The sequence below is a fragment of the Tabrizicola caldifontis genome (genome assembly GCF_004762095.1).
Taxonomy (GTDB): domain Bacteria; phylum Pseudomonadota; class Alphaproteobacteria; order Rhodobacterales; family Rhodobacteraceae; genus Tabrizicola; species Tabrizicola caldifontis.
Genome location: NZ_SIJH01000014.1, coordinates 13,246 through 34,628, shown reverse-complemented (window position 1 = coordinate 34,628; position 21,383 = coordinate 13,246). Strand labels below are relative to the sequence as shown.

The window sequence follows — 21,383 nt, the reverse complement described above, 5'->3', positions numbered from 1 at the left end:
GCAATCGCGGTGAACCCGCTGTCGATCTATCGCCTGCGGCTGCAGCGGAAACGGCTTCTCTGGCGGGCCTTCCTGAAACGCCGGCAGTTGCGGCCGGTCACGAACCGGATGGATCGGCTGCGCGATCAGCCGATCCTGCTGTTCTCGACCATGCGAAACGAACGCATCCGCCTGCCCTATTTTCTGGACTACTACCGCAGGCTGGGCATCGATCACTTCCTGGTCGTGGACAACGCGTCCGATGACGGCACACACGAATATCTGGCACAGCAACCGGATGTTTCGCTGTGGTCTGCCGAAGCGGGCTACAAGCAGTCGCGGTTCGGCATGGACTGGATCATGCACCTGCTGCGCCGGCATGGTGCCGGGCGCTGGTGCCTGACAGTCGATGTCGACGAATTCCTGGTCTATCCCTATTGCGAGACCCGACCGCTGCGCGCCCTGACGGACTGGCTGGACAGCAGCGGAACAAGAACCTTCTCGGCCATGCTGCTGGACATGTATCCCAAGGGCGCGATGCATGAGCAGCCCTACCGCGAAGGACAGAGCCCCTTTGAAATCGCCCAGTATTTCGACAGCGGCAACTACACGATCAGCCGCAACTGGCACTATCACAACCTCTGGATTCAGGGTGGTCCCAGGGCAAGGCTGTTCTTCGCATCGCAGCCGAGGCAGGCCCCGGCGATGAACAAGATCCCTCTGGTGAAATGGCACCGCTCCTATGCCTACATCAGTTCGACGCATATGCTGCTGCCACGCGGCCTGAACCTGACCTACGAGCAGGACGGGGGCGAAAAGCCATCGGGTTGCCTTCTGCATGCAAAATTCCTCGACACCTTCGCCGCCAAGGCCGAGGAAGAGATGAAACGTGGCCAGCATTATGCCGACAGCCACGAATATCGCGCCTATCGGGATGGCCTCGCCCGGGAACGCGACCTGTGGTGCACATGGAGCGAGAAGTATATCAACTGGCGGCAGCTCGAGATCCTGGGGCTGATGTCGAAGGGGAACTGGGCATGAGCCTTGGCGTCGTCATGCTCTGTCACACGGCGCTGAACCGCGCAGCACAGGTGGCGCGGCACTGGGCAGAAAATGGCTGCCCGGTCGTCATTCACGTGGACAGCAGGGTGCCGCAAACCGACCTTGATGCCATGAAGGCAGGGCTGGCCGATCTGCCCGACGTCCTCTTTTCACCGCGGGTGGCCTGTGAATGGGGCACCTTCGGCCTTGTCCAGGCCACGATTCTGGCCGCGACCCGGATGCTTGAGCAATTCCCGGACGTTTCGCATGTCTTCCTTGCCTCGGGATCCTGCCTGCCGATCCGGCCGGTGGCAGACCTTAAGGCGCATCTTGCCGCCCACCCCGACACCGATTTCATCGAAAGCGTGACTACCGCCGATGTCGGCTGGACCGTCGGCGGCCTGAACAAGGAACGCTTCACCCTGCACTTTCCCTTTTCGTGGAAGAAGCAGCGGCGTCTCTTCGACGCCTATGTCCGGCTGCAGCGCCGACTGCGCATTCAGCGCCGCATACCCGAGGGGATCGTGCCCCACCTTGGCAGCCAGTGGTGGTGCCTGACGCGCCGTTCGCTGGAAGCGATCCTCACGCATCCTGACCGCCCACGCCACGACCGGTATTTCCGCCGCGTCTGGATTCCCGACGAAAGCTATTTCCAGACCCTCGTGCGGCGGGTATCGACGCGGATCGAAAGCCGGTCGCTTACGCTGGCGAAGTTCGATTTCCAAGGGCGACCGCATGTGTTCTATGACGATCATCTGCACCTTCTGCGGCAGTCCCCGGCCTTCGTCGCGCGCAAGATCTGGCCGCAGGCAGATCTGCTGTATCGCACCTTCCTTGGCGAGGACGACCAGAACCGTCCGGCCCCGAACCCCGGCAAGATCGACCGGCTGTTCGCCAAAGCGGTTGAACGGCGCACCCGGGGGCGGCAGGGGCTGTTCATGCAAAGCCGCTTCCCCACATGGGGCCGGGGGGCGAAGTGTTCGGCCGGACCCTATGGGGTGCTTGCAGGGTTCGACGAATTGTTCACGGACTTCCGGCCCTGGCTGACCCGGGCCGCAGGCGCGCGGGTCCACGGCCATCTTTTCGACCCCGAGCGGGTGCAGTTTGCGGGCGGCGAAACCGTGTTCAAGGGTGGCCTTTCCGACAGCGCGACGCTGCGCGACTACAATCCGCAAAGCTTCCTGACGAACCTGATCTGGAACACCAGGGGCGAAACCCAGTGCTTCCAGTTCGGTCCCGGCGACGTACAGGACATTGTCTGGTTCATCGCCGAGGATCCGCAGGCGCGGGTCTTCATCGTGTCGGGCGCCTTTGCCGTGCCGCTCTGGCGATCGGGCATGAGCGTGGCTGAAGTCCGCCCGCTGGCTGCCCGGATGCAGAAGATCGAGGCCGACCTGATCGCAAGACTCGAGTCTCCCTGGACGAAGGCGCAGGTTCGGCGCTGGACCCTGGCCGAGTTTCTGGAAAACCCGGCGGAACCCTTGCAGCAGCTTCTGGATGACCTGAACCCGCGCAGCAGCCACCGTGTTACCGACCTGCCGCAGCTGGTACCGCTGCGCGGTTTCGGCGATTTCGTGCAGGATCTGCGCAACCAGGGCATGCTTCCCGTGCTGATCGGTGATATCGACGCAAGCCTCGACACGGCGCCCGAAACGCTGCCCACTGCCAGGCTGCGGGTGGTGCGGTAACCCGATGGCTGCAGTCGGCTTCAACAGTTTCGTCATTCTTGCGGGGATGCGGACAGGCTCGAACTTCCTCGAGGCGAACCTGAATGCGTTGCCTGGTGTCACAAGCTACGGCGAGGTCTTCAACCCGCATTTCATCGGCAAGAAGGACACGACCGAACTGTTCGGGGTCACCCTGGCCGAACGCGAAGCGAACCCGATGCCGCTGCTGCGCCGGCTCCGGTCGGAAACCAGGGGGATTGCCGGCTTCCGCTTCTTTCACGACCACGATCCCCGTGTCCTTGACCTGGTGCTGGACGATGTGACCTGCGCCAAGATCATCCTGACGCGCAATCCCGTTGAAAGCTATGTAAGCCTGCTGGCCGCGCGATCCACGGGGCAATGGAAACTGACTGATGCCAGGCGCCTGAAATCCACCACGGTCCGGTTCGATCCCGACGGCTTCGCCGAACACCTGGCCACGGCGCAGGATTTCCATCTGCGGGTTCTGCGCAGGCTGCAGACTACGGGGCAGACGGCCTTCATCCTGGATTACGAAGACCTGGCCTCGGTCGAGGTTCTGAACGGGCTCGCCGCCTTTCTGGGGGTCGAGGGGCGGCTGAAGGCGGTCGATGACACGCTGAAGAAGCAGAACCCCGAACCGCTGGAATCCAGGCTGGAAAATCCCGAGGCGCTGGCCCCGGCGCTGGCCCGCGCCGACCTGTTCGCCATGTCGCGCAGCCCCGTGTTCGAGCCCCGGCGCCCTGCCGCGGTGCCCACCGCAGTGGCGGCCGGCGAAGCGCCACTGTTGTTCTTTCCGGTCCGGTCAGGCCCCGACGCTGCCCTGCGTAACTGGCTTTCAGGCTTCGGCGGACTTCGCGAAGGGTTCGACCAAAAGACCTTGCGCCAATGGAAGCGCGCCCATGCCGGCCATCGCACCTTTACCGTGGTGCGCCATCCGCTGCTGCGCGCCCATGTGGCCTTCCGAGAAAGGATCGCCTCGGGCCAGCTGGCCGACCACCGCCGCATCCTGATCCGTGCCTACAAGGCCAGGCTGCCCGAACCGGGCCAGCCCTTTCCCGATGCCGCGGCCGAGCGCGAGGCATTCCGCATCTTCCTGCACTATTGCCGTCTGGCAACCTCTGGCCAGACCGGGCAGCGCGTCGATCCGAACTGGGCAAGCCAGACGGCGATCGTGCAAGGCTTTTCCGCCTTCCATCCGCCCGACCTGGTGATCCGCGAGGATCGCCTGGCGGAAGGGTTGGCCTTCCTGTGCAACGAGATCGGCCTTGCAACGGCGCCGCCCCCCGGCCCCGACGCCGCCGCCGAGGCGCTGGCCGCAATACACGACGATAGCCTGGAAGAGGCGGCCGAGGCGGCCTACGGGCGCGACTATGTGGGCTTCGGCTTTGGGCGCTGGCGGCGCTGACCCGCCTCAGGCCGCCTGAGGGGCGCGGCTTTCGGTCAGGATCGCGTGCAGCTTGGCCGGGTCGGTATTGGCCCGCAGTTTCGCAACGATTCCGGCATCCCGCATCGTGCGGCTGACCAGCGCCAGCGCCTTCAGGTGATCCACCCCCGAATCCTTCGGCGCAAACAGGGCAAAGACCAGATCGACCGGCTGACGGTCCACGCTGTCATAGTCCAGCGGCTTTTCCAGCCGGACGAAGACCCCGACGATGCTTTTCAGATCCTCCAGCCGGGCATGCGGCAAGGCGACGCCGTGGCCCACGCCGGTGGGCCCCAGCGTCTCGCGTTCCTGCAAGCCGTCGATGGCCTGCGCCGCCGACAGCCCGTAGACCTGCGCCGCGATTTCGCCCAGTTCCTGGAACAGCCGCTTCTTCGATGTGAATTGCCCGACAACGCGGACGGCGGCGGGGGTAAGCAGTTTGGAAAGTTCCATGAGCGGGCGATGTTCCTGCGCCAGGGGGCGCACCTTTACTTGCTGTTGCGGGGATCGATCCAGCCGATGTTGCCGTCATCCCGGCGATACACCACGTTCACGCCCCCATGGCCTTCGTTGCGGAAAACCAGCATGCGCTGCCCCGCCAGCTCCATCTGCATCACGGCTTCGCCGACGGTGATCGAAGGGATCTTCGTCTCCATCTCGGCGATGACGATGGGCTGGAGCGTTTCGGGCTCTGCATCCTCGGCATCCTCTGGTGCGGCGAGGATATACGAGGCCGCCCCGGCGAATTCAACCGGGGTCGCGCGATGGCTGTGGTGGTTGCGGATGCGGCGCTTGTAGCGGCGCAACTGCTTGTCCATCTTTTCGCGGCACGATTCGAAGGCCGCGTAGATTTCTGTCGCATGGCCCTTGGCCTGCGCATTCAGGCCCGTAGACAGGTGGATCGTTGCCTCGCAGACGTATTCATGCGCGGAACGGGAAAACACCACGATGCATTCGGTCGGGCGCTGGGCATATTTCTCAACCAGTTCGCCCATTTCAGCCTTCACATGGGTCTGAAGGGCCTCACCGACGTCGATCTGTTTCCCACTGATCTGATAGCGCATGGCCTCTCCTTTCGCATGCTACCGGCGCGGGCCGGGTCATTCCGGGCCGTCCGGACCCTTGTTCCGATGTTGGTTGGAACGTTGCGTCATGCAAGCCCCGCCGACCGGATTCGGCGCGGAAAAGCGGCTGAAGCTGGGGGTTTGTAACGCACGCATCACAGGCATTTGGCGTCACGCCCGCGCCCCTTGTCAACCGAGTCGATGGACGACGGCGCCGCGCCTTCAGATGATACGGAAGTTCTCGCCCAGGTAGACGCGACGCACGGTTTCATCGCGCACGACTTCATCCGTGGTGCCGCTCATCAGCACCTTGCCATCATGCAGGATATAGGCGCGATCGACGATCTCCAGCGTCTCGCGGACGTTGTGATCGGTGATCAGAACGCCGATGCCGCGCGCTTTCAGGTCATGCACCAGATGACGGATTTCCCCCACGGCGATCGGGTCAACCCCGGCGAAAGGTTCGTCCAGCAGCAGATACTTCGGACTGGCCGCCAGACAGCGGGCGATTTCCACCCTTCGGCGTTCCCCACCCGACAGCGCCAGCGCCGGCGTGCGGCGCAGGTGGGTAATCGAGAATTCCGACAGAAGCTCCTCCAGCCGTTCGCGCCGCTTGTGGCGGTCGGGCTCGGCAATTTCCAGCACGGCCAGGATATTGTCCTCGACGTTGAGGCCACGGAAAATGCTGACCTCCTGCGGCAGATAGCCGATCCCCAGCCGGGCGCGGCGATACATCGGCAGCCCTGTCACATCCTTGCCGTCGATCAGCACCTGGCCGCCCTCTGGCATGACCAGCCCGGCTATGGCGTAAAAGCAGGTCGTCTTGCCCGATCCGTTCGGCCCCAGCAGGGCAACCACCTCGCCGCGCCGCAAATCCATGCTGACATCGCGGATCACCGGGCGCTTTCTGTAGCTTTTGCGCAGGCTGCGGATCTGCAACCCGGCCTCGCCCGGCCTGACCGTCAGATCCGGCTTGACCGCCATCAATTGCCGCCCGGCACGAAGGTCGTGGTCACGCGGCCTTCCATGATGCCCGTCCCGTCCTTCAGGTTTATCGTCAGCTTCTGCCCGGTCATCGCCGAAGGCCCCTGTGCCAGAAGCACGTTACCTGTCAGGACGATCACGCCGGTGTCGATGGTATAGACGGCTTCCTGCGCCTCGGCCGCATCGCCCAGGTTGGTTATCGTCACCCCGCCGGTAGCGACAAGCTGGTCGATCGCCTTCTGGTCGGGGGCGTACTTCACCAGCACTTCCGCGGCCGAAAGCTTCATCTCGCCCTGGGTGACAAGAACATTTCCGCTGAACACGGCGGTGCCGTCTGCGTTGTTGACCGCCAGCCGGTCGGCCGTAACCTCGACCGGAAGGGTCGTATCCTGGTTCAGCTCGCCAAAGGCGACCTTCGCCTGCTGCGCCAATGCGGGGAATGTGCCGAACGCCAGAACTGCCGCCAATGCCAGATGCTTCAATGTCATTCCATCAACCTCTCGGGCCTCAGCCCCCTGGACGGTATACCAGCCGGACGCCACCATTGAAAACCAGAAGATAGACACCGGGGGTCCGGTTGTCCTGATCCAGCCGCATCCCGTCGGCCCGGATTTCGCCCAGAGGACCCGTCGCGCTGACTTCACCCCGGCTTTCCAGCCCCGACCGGTCCAGCCGCGCCGCGACTTCCGGCGTCTCCAGCCGATAGCCGGTTCCGGTCGTCACCGTGACCCCCCCCGACAGGACCAGCAACCGCGCCGCCTGATCGACCACCGCCGTTGCCGCGCGCAATTCGGTCGTCGCGCCGTCCGGCGTGGACAGGTCCAGCCGCACGCCCCTGGCAGAGGCCGGGGATCCTGCGGCTGCCGGCCTGGCCTCTTCGGCAGTCAACGTCAGCGAAGCACCATCAGAGGTTGTGCCTGCATAGCTGGGCGCCGTCATCCGGGGTTCGCGGGCGCGCTCTGCGACATCGACTTCTGCGTAGGGAAGCGCGTCCTCCGGGTCGATCCGGTCGGCAACCAGGAAAAGCGTGGCCAGGATCACCAGGGCGAGGATCGGCAAGGCAACCTTCAGCCACCCCACGATCCGCGTATGTGGATCGGCGCGCGCCATGGCCTAGGCAACCCCGGCGCGCAGGCAGTCGTGCACATGCAGGATACCGATCGCGCGGGGCCCTTCGGTCACCAGAAGGCAGGTTATCTTGCGGTCGTTCATCAGGGCCAGCGCCTCGCCGGCCAGCGCTTCGGGCTCGATGGTGCGGGGGCCGCGCGTCATCACTTCTCCGGCCCGGTGGGACAGCAGCCCGTCAAGGTGCCGGCGCAGGTCGCCATCGGTGATGATGCCGGTCAGGTGACCATGTGCATCCGTCACCCCCACGACGCCGAAACCGCGGCGCGAGATTTCCACCAGGGTCTCGCCCATCGGCATGGTTTCGGGAACCAGCGGTGGATCGGTGTGCATCAGGTCGCGCACCCGCAGAAGCCGCGCCCCCAGCTTGCCGCCGGGGTGAAACATGCGGAAATGGTCTGCCGTGAAGGCACGATGTTCCATCAGTGCGATCGCCAGTGCATCGCCCAACGCCAGCGTCATCGTGGTCGAGGTGGTCGGCACGATCCCCGTGGCGCAGGCCTCGGCCACCTGCGGCAGCAGGATCGCCACATCCGCCTGTCGCAGCAGGGTCGATCCCTCGCGGCCCGCAACCCCGATCAGCGGGATTCCGAACCGCTTGGCATGGGACAGGATGTCGGCCAGTTCCGGCGTCTCGCCGGAGTTCGACAGCACGATCAGAACGTCGCCCCGTGCCACCATGCCCAGGTCGCCATGGCTCGCCTCGGCGGGGTGAACGAAATGCGCGGGCGTCCCGGTGCTGGCAAAGGTCGCCGCGATCTTGCGGGCGATATGGCCCGACTTCCCCATGCCCGATACGATCACCCGCCCCTTCGCCTGCATCAGCAGGGCGACGGCGGCGGAAAAGCTTTCCCCCAGCGCATCGGCCAGGGCAGCAAGCGCCTCGGCCTCACGCCGGATCACACGGCGGCCGGTAGCGAGGAAGTCAGTGGAGGAAGATATCATTCGTGTCCTCCCATCCCAGAAGGTCGAGTTCGGCCCGCACGGGCAGAAAGTCGAAGCACTTGTGCGCCAACTCCAGCCGCCCTTCGCGCAGCAGCCGCGCTTCCAGCTCGGCCTTGAGGGCATGCAGATACAGGACGTCCGACGCGGCATATTCCTTCTGCGCATCGCTCAGCGTCTCGGCCCCCCAGTCACTGGTCTGCTGCTGTTTGGAGACGTCGATGCCCACCAGATCGGCCAGCAGGTATTTCAGACCATGCCGGTCCGTGAACGTGCGCACCAGCTTGGAGGCGATCTTGGTGCACCAGACCGGGGCCGCAGTCACACCGAAGGCTTTCTTCAGCATGGCGATGTCAAACCGGCCGTAATGGAACAGCTTCAGCGTTCCGGGATCTGCGAGCAGCTGCTCCAGGTTCGGCGCGCGGGTCTGGCCCCGGGCGATCTGCACCAGATGCGCATCACCCGAACCGTCCGAAAGCTGCACAACGCACAGCCGGTCGCGGCGGGGATCCAGGCCCATCGTTTCGGTATCGATGGCAACGACGGGGCCAAGGGCCAGCCCGTCGGGAAGGTCGTTCTTGTGCAGATGTATGGCCACGCTCAAGCTCCGGTCAGGTGCCCCCCGATTACGCCCGGCATCCCACGGGGTCAACATGGGCTCCGGCGCTTGCGCGGAAGGGCGCGGCGGATAACATCGGGCGGCACATGCTTCCCTGAATTGCCACAGCAATGATTCATCGCCAGATCTTCCGCACCCCTGCGCCGGGCAAGCCGATGGTGCTGGCCGCTTTCTCGTTCCGCCATGATGCACATCTGGTGCCGGACCTTATCGAGAACGTCCGTCCCGGTTTGCACGGCTGTGTCATGTGGGATGACCGCGGTGCCGCGGATACGCTGTCGGACGAAACGACGCGACGTCAGGCCCTTCTGACCGAGGCGCAGGCGTTGGGTGCGGACTGGCTTCTGACCCCCGACCCCGACGAACGCTTCGAAAGAGGCATCGAAAGCTGGCTGCCCGATCTGCTGGAGGAAGGCGACCGGATCCTCTGGTCCTTCCAGTTGCACGAACTGTTCAGTCCGACCGAAATCCGGACCGACGGGCTGTGGGGCCGCAAGACGGTGCTGCGGCTTTTCCCCATCGGGGCTGCCATGATCGACCCGGCCCGCAGGCTGCACGGCCGATGGGCGGTTGATGATCGTGGCCATGTCTGCCGCCACTCGGGCATCGGCCTGTTCCATCTGCGCATGGCCTTGCCCGCCCGCCGCCAGCTTCGCCGCGATCTCTATGCTGCCGCCGATCCCGAGCGGAAGTTCCAGGCGATCGGCTATGACTATCTGTCAGACGAACGGGGAATGGTTCTGGAACCGATCCCCCCGGGGCGAGGCTTCCATCCACCCTTCCTGGAGGACCACGGCCTCTGGTCCCCGCCGGCTGGCACAACCGGTGAGATCAGGCCCGATCCCTATGAGGTCTGCCTCACGCGTGCGGCGCGCTCGTCCCGTCGCCGGGGACAGTTGTCCGCGCATCATGTCATGGACGATCTTTTCCGCGCCAGCCCCCAGGACAACGACCTGCGGCTGCTGTCTGCCCGGTTCGCCTGCGACGCCCAAGCCTTCGATCGGGCGCTGCATCTGGTGGATGAGGCGCTTGCAGCGCGGCCTGACGATCTTTACCCCCGCATCCTGCGGGCACGGGCGCTGATCGGCCTGGGCAGATCGGTCGATGCGGGCGATGACATCGGCGTGCTGGACGCAGCCGTGCCCGGCAGCCCGCTGGTGGCGGCGCTTGCTTGCCGGGCGAACCTTGCCCACGCCGACCTGATGGCACCCGATGCGGCATGGCGCGGCATCGCCCCAGGCGATGCAACGATCCGAGAAGGCCTGGCGATGGTCCGCTCTGACCTTGCGACCGTGGTGATCGGCTTTCGCAACCAGCCGGGGTTGCCTGCGGCCGTGCAATCGCTGCTGGATCAGGACGAGGTGCCGGAAGTCGTGGTGGTCAACAGCGGTGGCGGCAGGGTTGCAGTCGCGCTTGCCCCGTTCCTCGACCGGATCCGGCTCATCACCTGTGAAACGCCGCTGCAGGTGGGTGCGGCCAGGAACATCGGGATAGCTGCCAGCCGCGCGCCCTTCGTGGCCTTTCTGGCAGGCGACTGCCGCGCACGTCCCGGCTGGGTCACGGGCCGGCTTGCGCGTCACCGGGCGGGCGCACTGGCTGTCTCCTCTGCCGTTGTCGGCGAGGATGGAACCGGGCCAGTCGCGCTTGCGGCCAACCGGCTGCATTACTCGACCCGCCATCCTCTGACGGATGGACGGCATCTTGTTCACTACGGACTGTCCTATTCGCGCGACCTGCTCGATCTCTGTGGCGCCTTCCCGCCGGGTCTCGCCGCCACCGAGGACACGGTGCTGAATCGCCGTGCCGCCCGCTTCGCGGTGCCCGCTTGGGCGCCGGACGTGGTGACGGTGCATCGTGACGCAACCACCCTCATCGATCTGCTTCGCGATGAACGCCGCCGCGGCTTGCGCCGATCGGCGCATTTGCCCTACCGGTCGCTGGCGGCCGAAGCTACGCCTGCCCTGACATTGCAGCCCTCGCTGCGGCGGCGACTGGCCCTGGCAGAGTGCCGGCTAGCCGACGAGCCCGGCCTTTCGCATGCCGAACGCAGATGCGCGGCTGCAACACTGTGGCTTGCCGCCCAGGCCGACCGGCACGGCCTGACCGAGGGCCTCGCGCAGATCCGGTCGGCCGATGCCTTGCTGGCCGAGGCAGCGGCTCTTGCCGACAGGCCCGAGGCTGCCCTTGAAAAGGCCGAGGCCGCCTGGGCGCTTGACCCGGAAGACCAGATCAAGGCGCGCCGGGTCGGTGAACTGCGGCGCGACTGCGGCGACAAGGACGGCGCCATGGCTGCGTTTCGCGCCGCCCTGTCGCTTGACCCGGCCGACAGTGCGGCGGCGCGGTCACTGGTCGAGCTTGTAGCCCTAGGGGATGGGGCGGTGGCAGCTCTGGCCGAAGCCGAGCGCCGCGCACTGGCCGCGCCGCTGACGCACCAGCTCTGGGCCCTGGCGGCGGAACGCGCCGGCGCCGCGGGACTTTCGCGTTGGGCAGTTGCGCTGGGTCAGATCGCCCTTGGCGGCGCAGCGGATCAGGCCGGGGCGCATGCCCGGCTTTCGGCGCTGCACCTGTCAGTGCCCGATCCCCTTCCGGCAACCTTCCGCCGGCTTGCCGCGGCGCGGCTGGCTGCAGCGGCCGAAGCACGCCGACCCGGGCATCGTCCGCCAGAACCAATCGGCACCTGATTTCGCCCCCGGCGGTCAATTGACCACGAATTCGGCATGGAGGGCGCCGGCGGCATTGATGCTTTTCAGGATGTCGATCATGTCGTGCGGCGCGACGCCCAGTGCGTTGAGACCGGCCACCACCTCTGCCAGGTCGGTGCCGCCGCGCAGCTCTGCCAGACCGGTGCCCGTCTTGCCGATCTCGGCACTGGAACGCGGCACGACAATCGTCTCGCCCCGGCTGAACGGGCTCGGCTGAACGGCCAAGGGCTCTTCCTCGACCCGCAATGTCAGATTGCCCTGCGCTACCGCAACCCGGCTGATCCGCACATCCGCCCCCATGACGATGGTCCCAGAGCGCTGGTCCACCACGACACGGGCGCGTGTCTCGGGTTCCACCCGTATGCCCTCGATCCGGCTCAGGACATGGGCTGGCGACGCGCTGCCCGTCGCCCTGATGTCTACCGACACCGTTCCCGCATCCTTCATCAGGGCAATCCGGGCCCCGAATTCGGCGTTGATCGCACGTTCGATCCGTTCGGCAGTGGTGAAATCGGCTGACTTCAGCGCCAGCCGAAGGACAGAGAGGCTGGAAAAGTCGAATTCCACCTCCCGCTCGACCCGCGCACCCGAAGGAATGCTCCCGGCGGTCGGCACGCCCTGCACCACCCGTGCTGCCTGACCCTCGGCCGAGATCCCGCCCGCGATGATGGTTCCCTGGGCGACGGCATAGATCTGTCCGTCCGCCCCGTTCAAAGGCGTCATGATCAGTGTTCCGCCAAGCAGGCTCTTGGCATCGCCGATCGCCGAAACGGTCACGTCGATCCGCGTTCCCGCGCGGGCAAAGGGTGGCAGTTGCGCCGTGACGAAGACTGCGGCCACGTTCTTCGGCCGCAGTTGCTCACCCGTCACGTTTGCCCCAAGGCGCTCCAGAAGGTTGGCCATGATCTCTTCGGTGAAGGGCGAGTTGCGAATGCCATCGCCGGTGCCGTTCAGGCCGACGACCAGCCCGTAGCCCACCAGGTCGTTGCCGCGCACCCCGTCGAACTCCACCAGATCCTTGATGCGGACCGGTTCGGCGACAGCCGCCGTTGCTGCAAGAAACAGGACAAGCAGAAAGCGCATCATCTGAGGAACTCCGTCAGGCTCAGGCGAGAGACACGGGCAGTCAGAAGATATAGCGCCTCCAGCTGTGTTCGCGCGGCTTCAAGCCGGGTGGCGGCTTCGTATTGATCGACCGAGGCGATCTCGGACCGCAGGATGCCCAACGCTGTGGTTTCGGCAGCGTTGCGGGTGCGCGCAGCCTCAATCTGCGCCTCGGCAATGCCGATCCTTGCGGCCAGCGCGATCCGACCATCCTCACCGGCCAGAAGGGTTTCGCCCGCGACCACGGCAAGCCGGGCGCGTTCCTCATGCATGCCGGGAAGGACACCCCGGTCAAGCAGGGCTGCCATGGCAAAACCCGCAAGCGTCTTGCGCAGGACGGGGTCCATCGCGGTGGTGCCGGGCCCGACCATCTGGCCGGGCGCTACCGCGACGGCCGGCAGTGGACTGCCGCCGCGGTAGAAGGCGCCAAAGCCCGAAGGATCATCGAACCAGTCAAGGACCGCAGCAGCAACCTGCCCCCCGGTCGTGGCGCCGGCCACTGCTGTCTCGAGCGCGGCGAGCATGTCATCGGCCGGGCCCAGCGGCATGGTGCCGGTTTCGACCCCGGAGAACACGGCGCGGCCCGCGGCCTGCGTGTTCAGAAGCCCAATGGCAGATTCCAGCCGCCCGCGCGCTTGCGCGCCAAGCGTGCTTGTCTGCGCAGCTGTCTGAAAATCGCGCATGCCGATCAGCATTGGGGTGATCCCGGTAGCCAGCGAGGACAGCCCCGCCATTGCCGCCTGCTGTGCTGCAGTCTGCGTGCCAGCATCGGTGGCTACGCGGCCGAAGGCACTCAGCCGCGCGATGCTTGCGTCAATGGCCAGCAGGGGGGAAAAGTCACCGCGAAGGGCCTTGCCCAGGTCAGCGTGTCGCCCGGTCGTCACTTCCTGCGTGGCGCGCTGGACCTGACCACGCAACTCTGCTCCCTGTCGGGCAAGCATGTTCGCAAGACTGGCATCCCCAAGCGAGACACGGGTCATCGCCCAAGCTCCAACAACCTGTCGATCATGTCGCTGAGCGTCTGGAGCACCCGCGCGTTTGCGGCATAATTCTTTTCGATCGTCAGCAGCGTCTGCATTTCCCTGTCGGTGTCGATGCCATTCTGAGCCTCGAGGTCGGTCAGTGCGGTCAACCGCGCCGAGGCGAAGGTCTGTTCGGACTGCGCCGAAAGCCGCCTGGCCGACGCATCCGAAATGAGATCGGCCGCAAGGCTTGCAAGACTGCGGCTGCCCGATGCGAAACCGGGCGATGCAAGCGGTCGGACCGCATTCAACCTGTCATGCATCGCCGCCAGCAGTGCGCCATTGCCCGGGGGCCCCTCGACCGTGGCCCCGATTCCGTCGCGCAGCCGGAAGAGCGCCCCGCCCCGACTCGGATCGACAAGGGCATTCAGTTTCAGACGGCCGGCAAGGCCGGTTTCATTGGCGGGAAGGAATGGGGTGCCCATGTCGGTGAACAACCCTGCGGCACCGGGGGTCAGCGTAGGATCAAGCCCGCTGTCAGCAAACCGCTCTGCGAGGTCACGCGCGAAAGCGTCAAGCCTGGCCTGGGCGGTGACCGCAAGCTCGTCCCGGATAGCGAACAGGGCGCCCAGCGTCCCGCCAAGAATAGGGCTTCCAGGACCAGCGGTGTCGTATTGCCTGCCATTGATCGAGATCCCGGAAAGACCGCTCAGGGCCTGCGACATCTCTGGAGTGACAGTGTGTACTGCGGTGAACCCCAGAACCGCGGCCGATCCGTCCAGCAACGCCACACCGCCTGCGGTGAACAACGCGATCTGGTCCTGCGCGCGCGGGATTTCCCGCACCGGAACGATGGCGGCGATCTGGTCTACCAGCCGCTGCCGTTCGTCGAGGAGAGAGGAAATGTCGCGGCCCGCGCCGCCGCATGTCTGAAGTTCGACGTTCAACTGGCGCACCTGCTGCAACGCCAAGTTCAGCCGGCCGACCTGTTCGGCAATCTGCCGGTCGGCTGCGGCACGGGCGGACTGGATTTCGCCGGTGGCCTCGGCCAGACCCTGGACAAGCGATTCGGCTGTCGCGGCAACCGTCAGCAACCGCGCCTCCGATTCCGGTCGCGCCGAAGCCTCAAGCAGGGCGGCATCGAAAGCCGCAACGCGTGCCGCAAGCGAGCCCGGCTTGTCCGCGGTGCCCATGGCAGCCTCTACCCGCTGCAGGAACTGCGCTCGAAGAGCGCGATCGCCCCCGGCGGCCTGGGCAAGCCGCCTTTCGCCCAGCAGGAACCGATCCACATCCCGGGTGATCCCGACGATCGACACGCCCTGCCCGGAGCCGCCCAGGATTGCCGCGCGCAGGTTGACCTCGCGGCGGGCGTAGCCGGGCGTGGCAGCATTGGCCACGTTCGACGACAGGATCTCGGCCTGGCGCGAAGTGGCCGCGAGGCCGCTCAGCGCAGAGGATAGGGCAGAGGTGATGCTCATGTCCCGTTATCGCTTGATGTTGGTGGTTTCCTGCAGCATCTCGTCCACGGTCTGGATGACCTTGGCGTTTGATGAATAGGCGCGCTGGGTCTGGATCAGGCTGGTCAGTTCCGCCGCGACATCGGTCTTCGATCCTTCGCGCGAATAGCCATGGATGGTCCCGGTGGGCCCGGCCCCGGCATCCCACAGGAAGAAAGAGCCCGATTCGGGCGAAACCTGATATGCTTGGTTCGAGAGGGATAACAGCCCGTTGGGGTTGGGCACATCGACGAGGGGGATCTGATAGAGCCGCTTCGTGAAGCCGGTGTTGTAGGTGGCGTTCACATAACCGTTTTCGTCGATTTCTATCGTGGTCAGGTTGCCGACCGGAGAGCCGTTCTTTGCGATGGATACCGGAGCAAAACTGTCAGAAAGCTGCGTCAGCCCGTTCGGATCACCCAGCCGGCCGATCCCGACGGTCATCGGCCCCCCGGCGACTGTCAGCGCCAGCGTGCCATCTGCCGGGTTGTAGGCCCCACCGGAAATCACGCTCACCGAGGCCAGCGTTCCGCCCGCGCCGCGCGAATCGTCGAAGGTCAGGCTGTATTCCCCGATCAGCGCCCCGCCCGAGGCAGAATCGCGAATCTCCATCCGCCACTGGTTCGAGGATCCCGATACCGGCACAACAGGGATGAATGTCACCTCCAGCGTCTCCGAGGTGCCAAGGTTGCCGAAATATTCCACCGACAGCGGCGGCGGAACTGAAGTCGAGCCGGCATTGGTGTAGGTCGCCGGCAGGTTGACCCCCAGGCTCATCATCGTCGTCGGATCGCCTGCCGCCTGGTTGGTGTTGATCACCACCGGCACAAGCCCCGCAATCGTGTCGCGCGGCTTCGGCGGGATCGACCCATCGGCATTGGCCGGCCAGCCAAGCAGCACCAGCCCGGTATCGGTTTTGAGAACGCCGTTCGCGTCCGTGCGGAAACTGCCCGTCCGTGTCATCAGAAGCGGTGAGTTGCTGAGTGGGTTGCCCAGCGCGGCCTCGCTGATCACCGGCAGCATTCCCCGGCCGGAAATCGCCAGATCCAGGGCATTTCCGGTGCCGATGAGATCACCACGCTCGTCGATCAGGCGAACAGCCGACGCGCACACGCCGCCGGCGGAATAGGAACTGGCACCGCGGGCGGAAGAGACCACCATGCTGGTGAATTCGGTTTGTGCCCGCTTGTAGCCATAGGTGGATGAGTTCGCGATGTTGTCGGAAATCGCGGCAAGCCGCGTCGCATTGGCATTGAGGCCGGCCACGCCCGCGGAGAGCGATGAGGAAATCGACATGGGAAAGCGCCCTTCTGCTGCTTTGTGCCCCGATGGGGGAAAGCTGCACCGGGGTGGATTAACACCGGCCTAACGGGTAAAATCCGACAGATCCCTTCATCGGTCGCGGCGTAGAAGAACGATCTCGATCCGGTTGTTCCGCAGGGCCGTCGGATCCCTTGTCACGGGTTTGCGGTCGGCATAGCCCGTGACGCGCTGCATCCTGCCTGCGTCAATTCCAGATGTTTCCAGCAGCGCACGCGTGGCCTGCGCGCGTTCCGCAGACAGTGGCCAGACGGGATTGTCTGCCAGGGTCACGGGATGGGCGCGCAGATGCCCGTTCACAGCGATTTCGTTCGTGGTCAGGTTCAGAACCTCGCCCAGAAGCAAGGCTATCTCACGCGTGAGGGCCGAAGGCTCGGCTGTTTCCTGCCTGAACAGGGTGGCGTCGGGCCGATCGAACAGTTCGATCACCAGCCCCTCGTCGGTGATCCTGGTCACGACATGACGCAGCAAGCGCTGCATCGTGCTGCTTTCACCGCCACGGGCAAGCAAGGCCTTTTCCACGTCCTCAAGGTCCGATGGTGCCTTTTCGATGCCCGCCGTTTCCTGTTTGCCGTTCATGCCAGGTGAGGCAGCAGCGGCCAGCATGCCCCTCGTGTCGATCGCACCGGTCCCGGTATGTGCCATCGTCTCTTCGGCGAAAACACTGTCGCCACCAAAGGCCCCGTCACCGCCGCCCGAAACGCGGTTCACCGGGACCGTCGGATTGAAGTAATCCGAAATTCCCTTGCGCTGCCTTTCGGTCGTTGCGTTCAGAAGCCACATCAAGAGGAAGAAGGCCATCATCGCGGTCACGAAGTCGGCATAGGCCACCTTCCATGCCCCGCTGTGGTGACCGCCGCCAGCCACGACCTTCCTGCGCCTGATGATGACCGGCGTGGCATTGCCTTGCCCTGCCATTCCGTATCACCCTTTGTCACACCCGTTACGGGTGATAGCACCAGGACACTTTCCCCAACCTTAACCTGCGGGCTTTTAGGGAAAGGCCGTGATCGGGCCATATTGCGCCGGGGTCAGACGATCCGCGACCCGGCTTGCCAGACACCAAGAAGCTTCCCCTCTGGCGTGACATGAACCATGTCCGCCCGGCGCCCCGGCAGCAGGTGGCCCAGTTCCGCGCTTCGGCCCAGGCAGGCTGCCGGTCGCGCCGTGCCCATGGCCAGTGCCACGTCGACCGGAAAGCCCAGTCCGGTCATCACCCCCACCGCTTGCGGCAGGGTCAGGTCGGCCCCGGCCAGCGTGCCGTCCTCCAGGGTCAGCCGGCCGTCGCGGCGCAGGATGCGGCGTCCGCCCAGCGTGAATTCGGTCAGGTCGCTGCCCGCAGAGGCCATCGCATCGCTGACAAGAAACAGCCGGTCGCTTGCGGCCATGGCGATCCGGATCGCTGGCGGAGCAACGTGGATGCCATCGGCGATGAGCCCGACATGGACCGGCTGGGTCAACGCGGCGCCGACAAGACCCGGCTCGCGATTGCCCAGCTGGCTCATGGCGTTGAACAGATGCGTCACGCAGGTCGCGCCCGCAGCGATGGCGGCCATCGCCTGGGCCCAGGTGCAGTCGGTATGGCCGAGGCTGACCACCACGCCCGCCGCCGCGAGCTGCCCGATCTGCTCTGCCGTGACACTTTCCGGCGCGACGGTGACCAGCAGCGAAGGCAGATGCCGCGCGGCCTCGAGCAGGAGAGAGAGGTCGCCATCGGTCATCGGACGGATCAGGGCGGGATCATGCGCGCCTTTGCGGCGAGGGTCGAGATGCGGGCCTTCCAGATGCAGGCCCAGAAAGCCGGATGTGCCGGCCTGTGCCGCCTTGATGCCCGCAGCGATCACCGCGGATGTGGCCTCGGGCGTGTCCGTGATCAGCGTGGGCAGAATGCCCGTCGCCCCCAGCCGGGCATGGATCGCGCACATTTCGGCCAGCCAGCCGGCGGTGCAGCCTGCATCCACCATCCGCCCGCCTGCCCCATTCACCTGAAGGTCCAGGAACCCCGGCGCAAGGATGCCGCCGTGCAGCCGAACCTCCTCTCCGGGGCCGGCTTCGGTGACGATGCCGTCTTCGACCCTCAGGCTTGCCCCGTGGTGCAGATGGGTGCCGTCAAAGACCGCCGCGCCGGTGAAGATCTGCGCAGTCATACTGTTTCCGTCACCTTGCGAAGATGGGGGGGCACGTCGGGGTCGAACCCCCGGCGGCGGGCAAGGCCTTCGATGAAGGCGTAGAAGCTGACCGACAGGACCAGCGGCGAACACAGCGGGTGCAGGTCGGGCAGGCTGGGCAGGCGGGTGGCCCCCGGTGCGTCAGCCCCGGTCAGGAACACGTCAGCCCCCTGTACCGCCAGCCGCTCGGCGGTCTCGCGCAGGCGGGGCAGTGCGGCATCCTCCACACCCAGCGCCAGAACCGGGAACTGCGCCTGGACAATGGCCGAAGGCCCGTGCAGCACCTCTGCCGCCGAGAAGCTTTCAGCGTGAAGGCCACAGGTTTCCTTGAATTTCAGCGCCGCCTCGTTCGCGATGGCAAAGGCCGGCCCGCGCCCCAGCACATAAAGGGACTGCGCCCGAGCCAACCGTGCGGCCAGGGGCGACCAGTCCATCGTCAGCGCCTGGGCAAAGGCCTCTGGCAGCCTGGCCACGGCGGCGCGCAGGCTGTCGTCCTGCTGCCACTCGGCCAGCAGCGCCAGCCCGGCAAGGACCGAGATCACGAAGGTCTTGGTCGCCGCCACGCTGTTTTCGGCCCCGGCCTGCAAGGCAAGGCAATGCGCCGAAGCCTTTGCCATCGGGCTGTTCGCGTGGTTGGTGATCGCCACGGTCAGCGCCCCCCCCTGGGCTGCCGCCCGCATCATTTCAACGATGTCCGGGCTCTGGCCGGATTGGGAGATACCGATGCAGGCCCCCCGGCGCAGCCGCAGCGGACGGCGGTAGATCGAGGCGACCGATGGTCCGACGCTTGCCACCGGCACCCCAGCCAGCAATTCGACTGCATATTTCACATAGGTCGCGGCATGATCCGACGACCCGCGTGCCACGGTCACGATCACGTCGGGATCGGCGCGGCGCATCGCCTCGGCCGCCTGTGCGATCGAAGCGGTCGCCAAAGCCAGGAACCGCCGCGCGGCCTCCGGTATTTCGGCCACTTCGCGGGCCATGTGGGATTGGGTCATGCTGGCGGCCTTTCCGGTTCCGGTGCAAGCTTCAGCTCCACCGCGAAATCATATGCGTCGCCCCGGTAGAGCGAGCGGGTGAATTCCACCACCCGGCCATTGGCCAGATAGCCGATGCGCTCGATCTTCAGCCCTGCAGCGCCCGGGGCCACGCCCAGCAGCTCGGCATCCCGCGGACCAAGATTGGCGGCCGAAATCCGCTGCACCGCGCGCACGGGGCGATGGCCGGATCTTTCCAGCACGGCATAAAGCGAGCTGCCGACCACCTCCGGGTCGGGAAGAACCTGTGTCGGAATCGAGGCGCGTTCGATGGCCAGCGGTACACCGTCCGATCGCCGCACCCGTTCCAGCCGCGCGACCCGGTCGCCGGCGCCAAGGCCAAGGGCCATCACCTCTTCCGGCGTGGGCGGCTGCACCGACCGGCTGATCCAGACCGATTCCACCGACTTGCCGCGCCGGGCCATGTCTTCCGTGAAGCTGGTCAGCAGCGACAATGCCTGCTCCAGCCGTTCAACGCGCGGCGCGACATAGGTGCCGGAACCGCGCTTCTGCACCAGCTGGCCCGAGGCGACCAGCGCCTCGATCGCCTTCCTCACCGTCACGCGGGAAAGCCCGGTCATCGCCGCTATGTCGCGCTCTGCCGGAAGGCTTGATCCGGGCGGCAGCGCGCCCTGCGCCATGGCATCCACCAGCCGGCGCTGAAGTTGCAGGTAAAGCGGCCCTGCGCCATCGCCGAACCCCTCGGGTGAGAACAGCCCGTCCATCACGCAGCCTCCCGCGCCAGCATCAGCGCCCCGTCCAGCGCGGTACCCTGCGACGGACGGATCGGCCAGCGCCCTGCCAGCCTTTCGGCATGGGCAGGGCCGAGCCCGCCGATGAAGGTCACCGGAAGCGGACGGTCGCCCTGAATTACCGAGATCGCCGCCGCGACGTCATCGGTTGCCCGGGCCAGCAGAAGCTGCGCCACCGGGTCTGCGCTGTCCAGGATGCGCGGGGCAAGAGCGGCAAAGTCTGCCGGTCGGGCCGAAAGCGAGAAGGCGATGATCCCCTCCTTGCCGCCGTATTGGGCGGCAACCTGTTGCAGCAAGGGCGTCATCGGCCGGAATCCATCCAGCCCCGCCAGCACCTCTGCCAGAAGGCCCCGCCCCAGCCAGGCCCCGCTGCCCTGGTCGCCCAGAACCAGCCCCCAGCCTCCGATCTGGCGGATGACACCGCCGCTTTGCCGGGCAAAGACAGACCCCGTGCCGATTGCGGCAACGATTCCATCATGGCCGCCAAGCGCGCCCCTGACAGCCGCATGACCATCGGTCTCGATCCGCAGGCGCGTGAACGGCAGAGCCCGTCGCAAGGCCTGCGCCGCACCTGCCGCGTTGGCCCCGGCAAGGCCCAGCCCGGCAGCAAGGCGCGCAATGGCATCGGGGGGACAGTCGGCCTCGGCAAGGGCCTTGTTTGCGGCTGCCAGGATGTTGTCGCGCGCGCCCAGGACATCGCTGGCGATATTGGCAGGGCCAGCCGCACCGCGCCCCAGGATGCGGCCTGAAGCATCGGCAACCGCCGCACGGCAGCCGGTCCCCCCACCGTCTATGCCCAGATACAGGTCCATGCGAATCCCCTTGTGAGAAAATAATACCAAAAAGATACCATTTTGAAAGCAGTATCTTTGAGGTATTCTTAAGGCACAATATTGCGCCGAAAAATCCGTAGATGGAAGATGAAGCTTTACAAGTGGTATTGTTTTGGCATTATCCTGATCAAGGAGGAATCA

Annotated in this window: 20 protein-coding genes; 4 read left to right on the top strand and 16 right to left on the bottom strand. The window is 65.7% G+C overall.

From position 1 onward, the window contains the following. Nucleotides 1-9 precede the first annotated feature (9 nt). From EYB42_RS12845 to EYB42_RS12835, 3 genes are read left to right on the top strand one after another with little or no spacing between them, the layout of a single operon-like run. The gene (locus tag EYB42_RS12845; RefSeq protein WP_394346492.1) at nt 10-1,020 is read left to right on the top strand and encodes a glycosyltransferase family 2 protein; all 1,011 of its coding nucleotides are present in this window, start codon (nt 10-12) and stop codon (nt 1,018-1,020) included. Continuing rightward, on the top strand, nt 1,017-2,708 hold the full coding sequence (locus EYB42_RS12840) for a DUF5927 domain-containing protein (protein WP_135450523.1): 1,692 nt from the start codon (nt 1,017-1,019) through the stop codon (nt 2,706-2,708). Before EYB42_RS12845 ends, EYB42_RS12840 begins: the two co-directional genes overlap by 4 nt. A gap of 4 nt (nt 2,709-2,712) precedes the next feature. Further along, a complete protein-coding gene (locus EYB42_RS12835; protein ID WP_135450522.1) occupies nt 2,713-4,113 on the top strand; it encodes a nodulation protein NodH in 1,401 nt (466 codons plus the stop codon). A 6-nt stretch (nt 4,114-4,119) separates the two neighbouring features. Here the strand turns inward: EYB42_RS12835 and EYB42_RS12830 are convergent, their stop codons facing one another. From EYB42_RS12830 to EYB42_RS12800, 7 genes are all read right to left on the bottom strand, one after another. After that, on the bottom strand, nt 4,120-4,584 hold the full coding sequence (locus EYB42_RS12830; RefSeq protein ID WP_135450521.1) for a PTS sugar transporter subunit IIA: 465 nt from the start codon (nt 4,582-4,584) through the stop codon (nt 4,120-4,122). Nucleotides 4,585-4,619: 35 nt separating this feature from the next. Further along, a complete protein-coding gene (gene hpf / locus EYB42_RS12825) occupies nt 4,620-5,195 on the bottom strand; it encodes a ribosome hibernation-promoting factor, HPF/YfiA family (RefSeq protein WP_135450520.1) in 576 nt (191 codons plus the stop codon). 222 nt (nt 5,196-5,417) lie between these two features. Further along, the gene (gene lptB, locus EYB42_RS12820; protein WP_135450519.1) at nt 5,418-6,179 is read right to left on the bottom strand and encodes an LPS export ABC transporter ATP-binding protein; all 762 of its coding nucleotides are present in this window, start codon (nt 6,177-6,179) and stop codon (nt 5,418-5,420) included. Next, nucleotides 6,179-6,667: a lipopolysaccharide transport periplasmic protein LptA gene (gene lptA / locus EYB42_RS12815; protein ID WP_135450518.1), complete on the bottom strand. Its 489-nt coding sequence runs from the start codon at nt 6,665-6,667 to the stop codon at nt 6,179-6,181. The genes lptB and lptA overlap by 1 nt, the downstream gene beginning before the upstream one ends. 19 nt (nt 6,668-6,686) lie before the next feature. After that, a complete protein-coding gene (gene lptC, locus EYB42_RS12810; RefSeq protein WP_135450517.1) occupies nt 6,687-7,289 on the bottom strand; it encodes an LPS export ABC transporter periplasmic protein LptC in 603 nt (200 codons plus the stop codon). A 3-nt stretch (nt 7,290-7,292) separates the two neighbouring features. Continuing rightward, nucleotides 7,293-8,249 carry a KpsF/GutQ family sugar-phosphate isomerase gene (locus EYB42_RS12805; protein WP_135450516.1) on the bottom strand — a complete coding sequence of 319 codons (957 nt, stop codon included), beginning with the start codon at nt 8,247-8,249 and terminating at the stop codon, nt 7,293-7,295. Then, on the bottom strand, nt 8,230-8,844 hold the full coding sequence (locus EYB42_RS12800) for a ribonuclease D (protein WP_135450515.1): 615 nt from the start codon (nt 8,842-8,844) through the stop codon (nt 8,230-8,232). The genes EYB42_RS12805 and EYB42_RS12800 overlap by 20 nt, the downstream gene beginning before the upstream one ends. Nucleotides 8,845-8,975: 131 nt before the next feature. On the opposite strand from EYB42_RS12800, the gene EYB42_RS12795 reads away from it, so the two are divergent. After that, a complete protein-coding gene (locus EYB42_RS12795) occupies nt 8,976-11,546 on the top strand; it encodes a glycosyltransferase family 2 protein (RefSeq protein ID WP_135450514.1) in 2,571 nt (856 codons plus the stop codon). Between the two features lie 15 nt (nt 11,547-11,561). On the opposite strand, the gene EYB42_RS12790 is transcribed toward EYB42_RS12795, so the two are convergent. From EYB42_RS12790 to EYB42_RS12750, 9 genes are all read right to left on the bottom strand, one after another. Continuing rightward, on the bottom strand, nt 11,562-12,653 hold the full coding sequence (locus tag EYB42_RS12790; RefSeq protein ID WP_135450513.1) for a flagellar basal body P-ring protein FlgI: 1,092 nt from the start codon (nt 12,651-12,653) through the stop codon (nt 11,562-11,564). Further along, a complete protein-coding gene (locus EYB42_RS12785; protein WP_135450512.1) occupies nt 12,650-13,651 on the bottom strand; it encodes a flagellin in 1,002 nt (333 codons plus the stop codon). The genes EYB42_RS12790 and EYB42_RS12785 overlap by 4 nt, the downstream gene beginning before the upstream one ends. Further along, the gene (gene flgK, locus EYB42_RS12780; RefSeq protein ID WP_135450511.1) at nt 13,648-15,111 is read right to left on the bottom strand and encodes a flagellar hook-associated protein FlgK; all 1,464 of its coding nucleotides are present in this window, start codon (nt 15,109-15,111) and stop codon (nt 13,648-13,650) included. Before flgK ends, EYB42_RS12785 begins: the two co-directional genes overlap by 4 nt. Nucleotides 15,112-15,117: 6 nt before the next feature. Then, nucleotides 15,118-16,425, bottom strand: coding sequence for a flagellar hook protein FlgE (locus EYB42_RS12775; RefSeq protein ID WP_135450510.1), 1,308 nt, complete (start codon nt 16,423-16,425; stop codon nt 15,118-15,120). Nucleotides 16,426-16,521: 96 nt separating this feature from the next. After that, nucleotides 16,522-17,367, bottom strand: coding sequence for a flagellar motor protein MotB (locus EYB42_RS12770; protein ID WP_135450509.1), 846 nt, complete (start codon nt 17,365-17,367; stop codon nt 16,522-16,524). A 113-nt stretch (nt 17,368-17,480) separates the two neighbouring features. Continuing rightward, nucleotides 17,481-18,596: an N-acetylglucosamine-6-phosphate deacetylase gene (nagA, locus tag EYB42_RS12765; protein ID WP_135450508.1), complete on the bottom strand. Its 1,116-nt coding sequence runs from the start codon at nt 18,594-18,596 to the stop codon at nt 17,481-17,483. Further along, nucleotides 18,593-19,618 carry an SIS domain-containing protein gene (locus tag EYB42_RS12760; RefSeq protein ID WP_135450507.1) on the bottom strand — a complete coding sequence of 342 codons (1,026 nt, stop codon included), beginning with the start codon at nt 19,616-19,618 and terminating at the stop codon, nt 18,593-18,595. The genes nagA and EYB42_RS12760 overlap by 4 nt, the downstream gene beginning before the upstream one ends. After that, complete coding sequence (locus EYB42_RS12755) at nt 19,615-20,382, bottom strand: GntR family transcriptional regulator (RefSeq protein WP_135450506.1); 768 nt, start codon at nt 20,380-20,382, stop codon at nt 19,615-19,617. Before EYB42_RS12755 ends, EYB42_RS12760 begins: the two co-directional genes overlap by 4 nt. After that, on the bottom strand, nt 20,382-21,221 hold the full coding sequence (locus EYB42_RS12750) for a BadF/BadG/BcrA/BcrD ATPase family protein (protein ID WP_135450505.1): 840 nt from the start codon (nt 21,219-21,221) through the stop codon (nt 20,382-20,384). Before EYB42_RS12750 ends, EYB42_RS12755 begins: the two co-directional genes overlap by 1 nt. Nucleotides 21,222-21,383 lie beyond the last annotated feature (162 nt).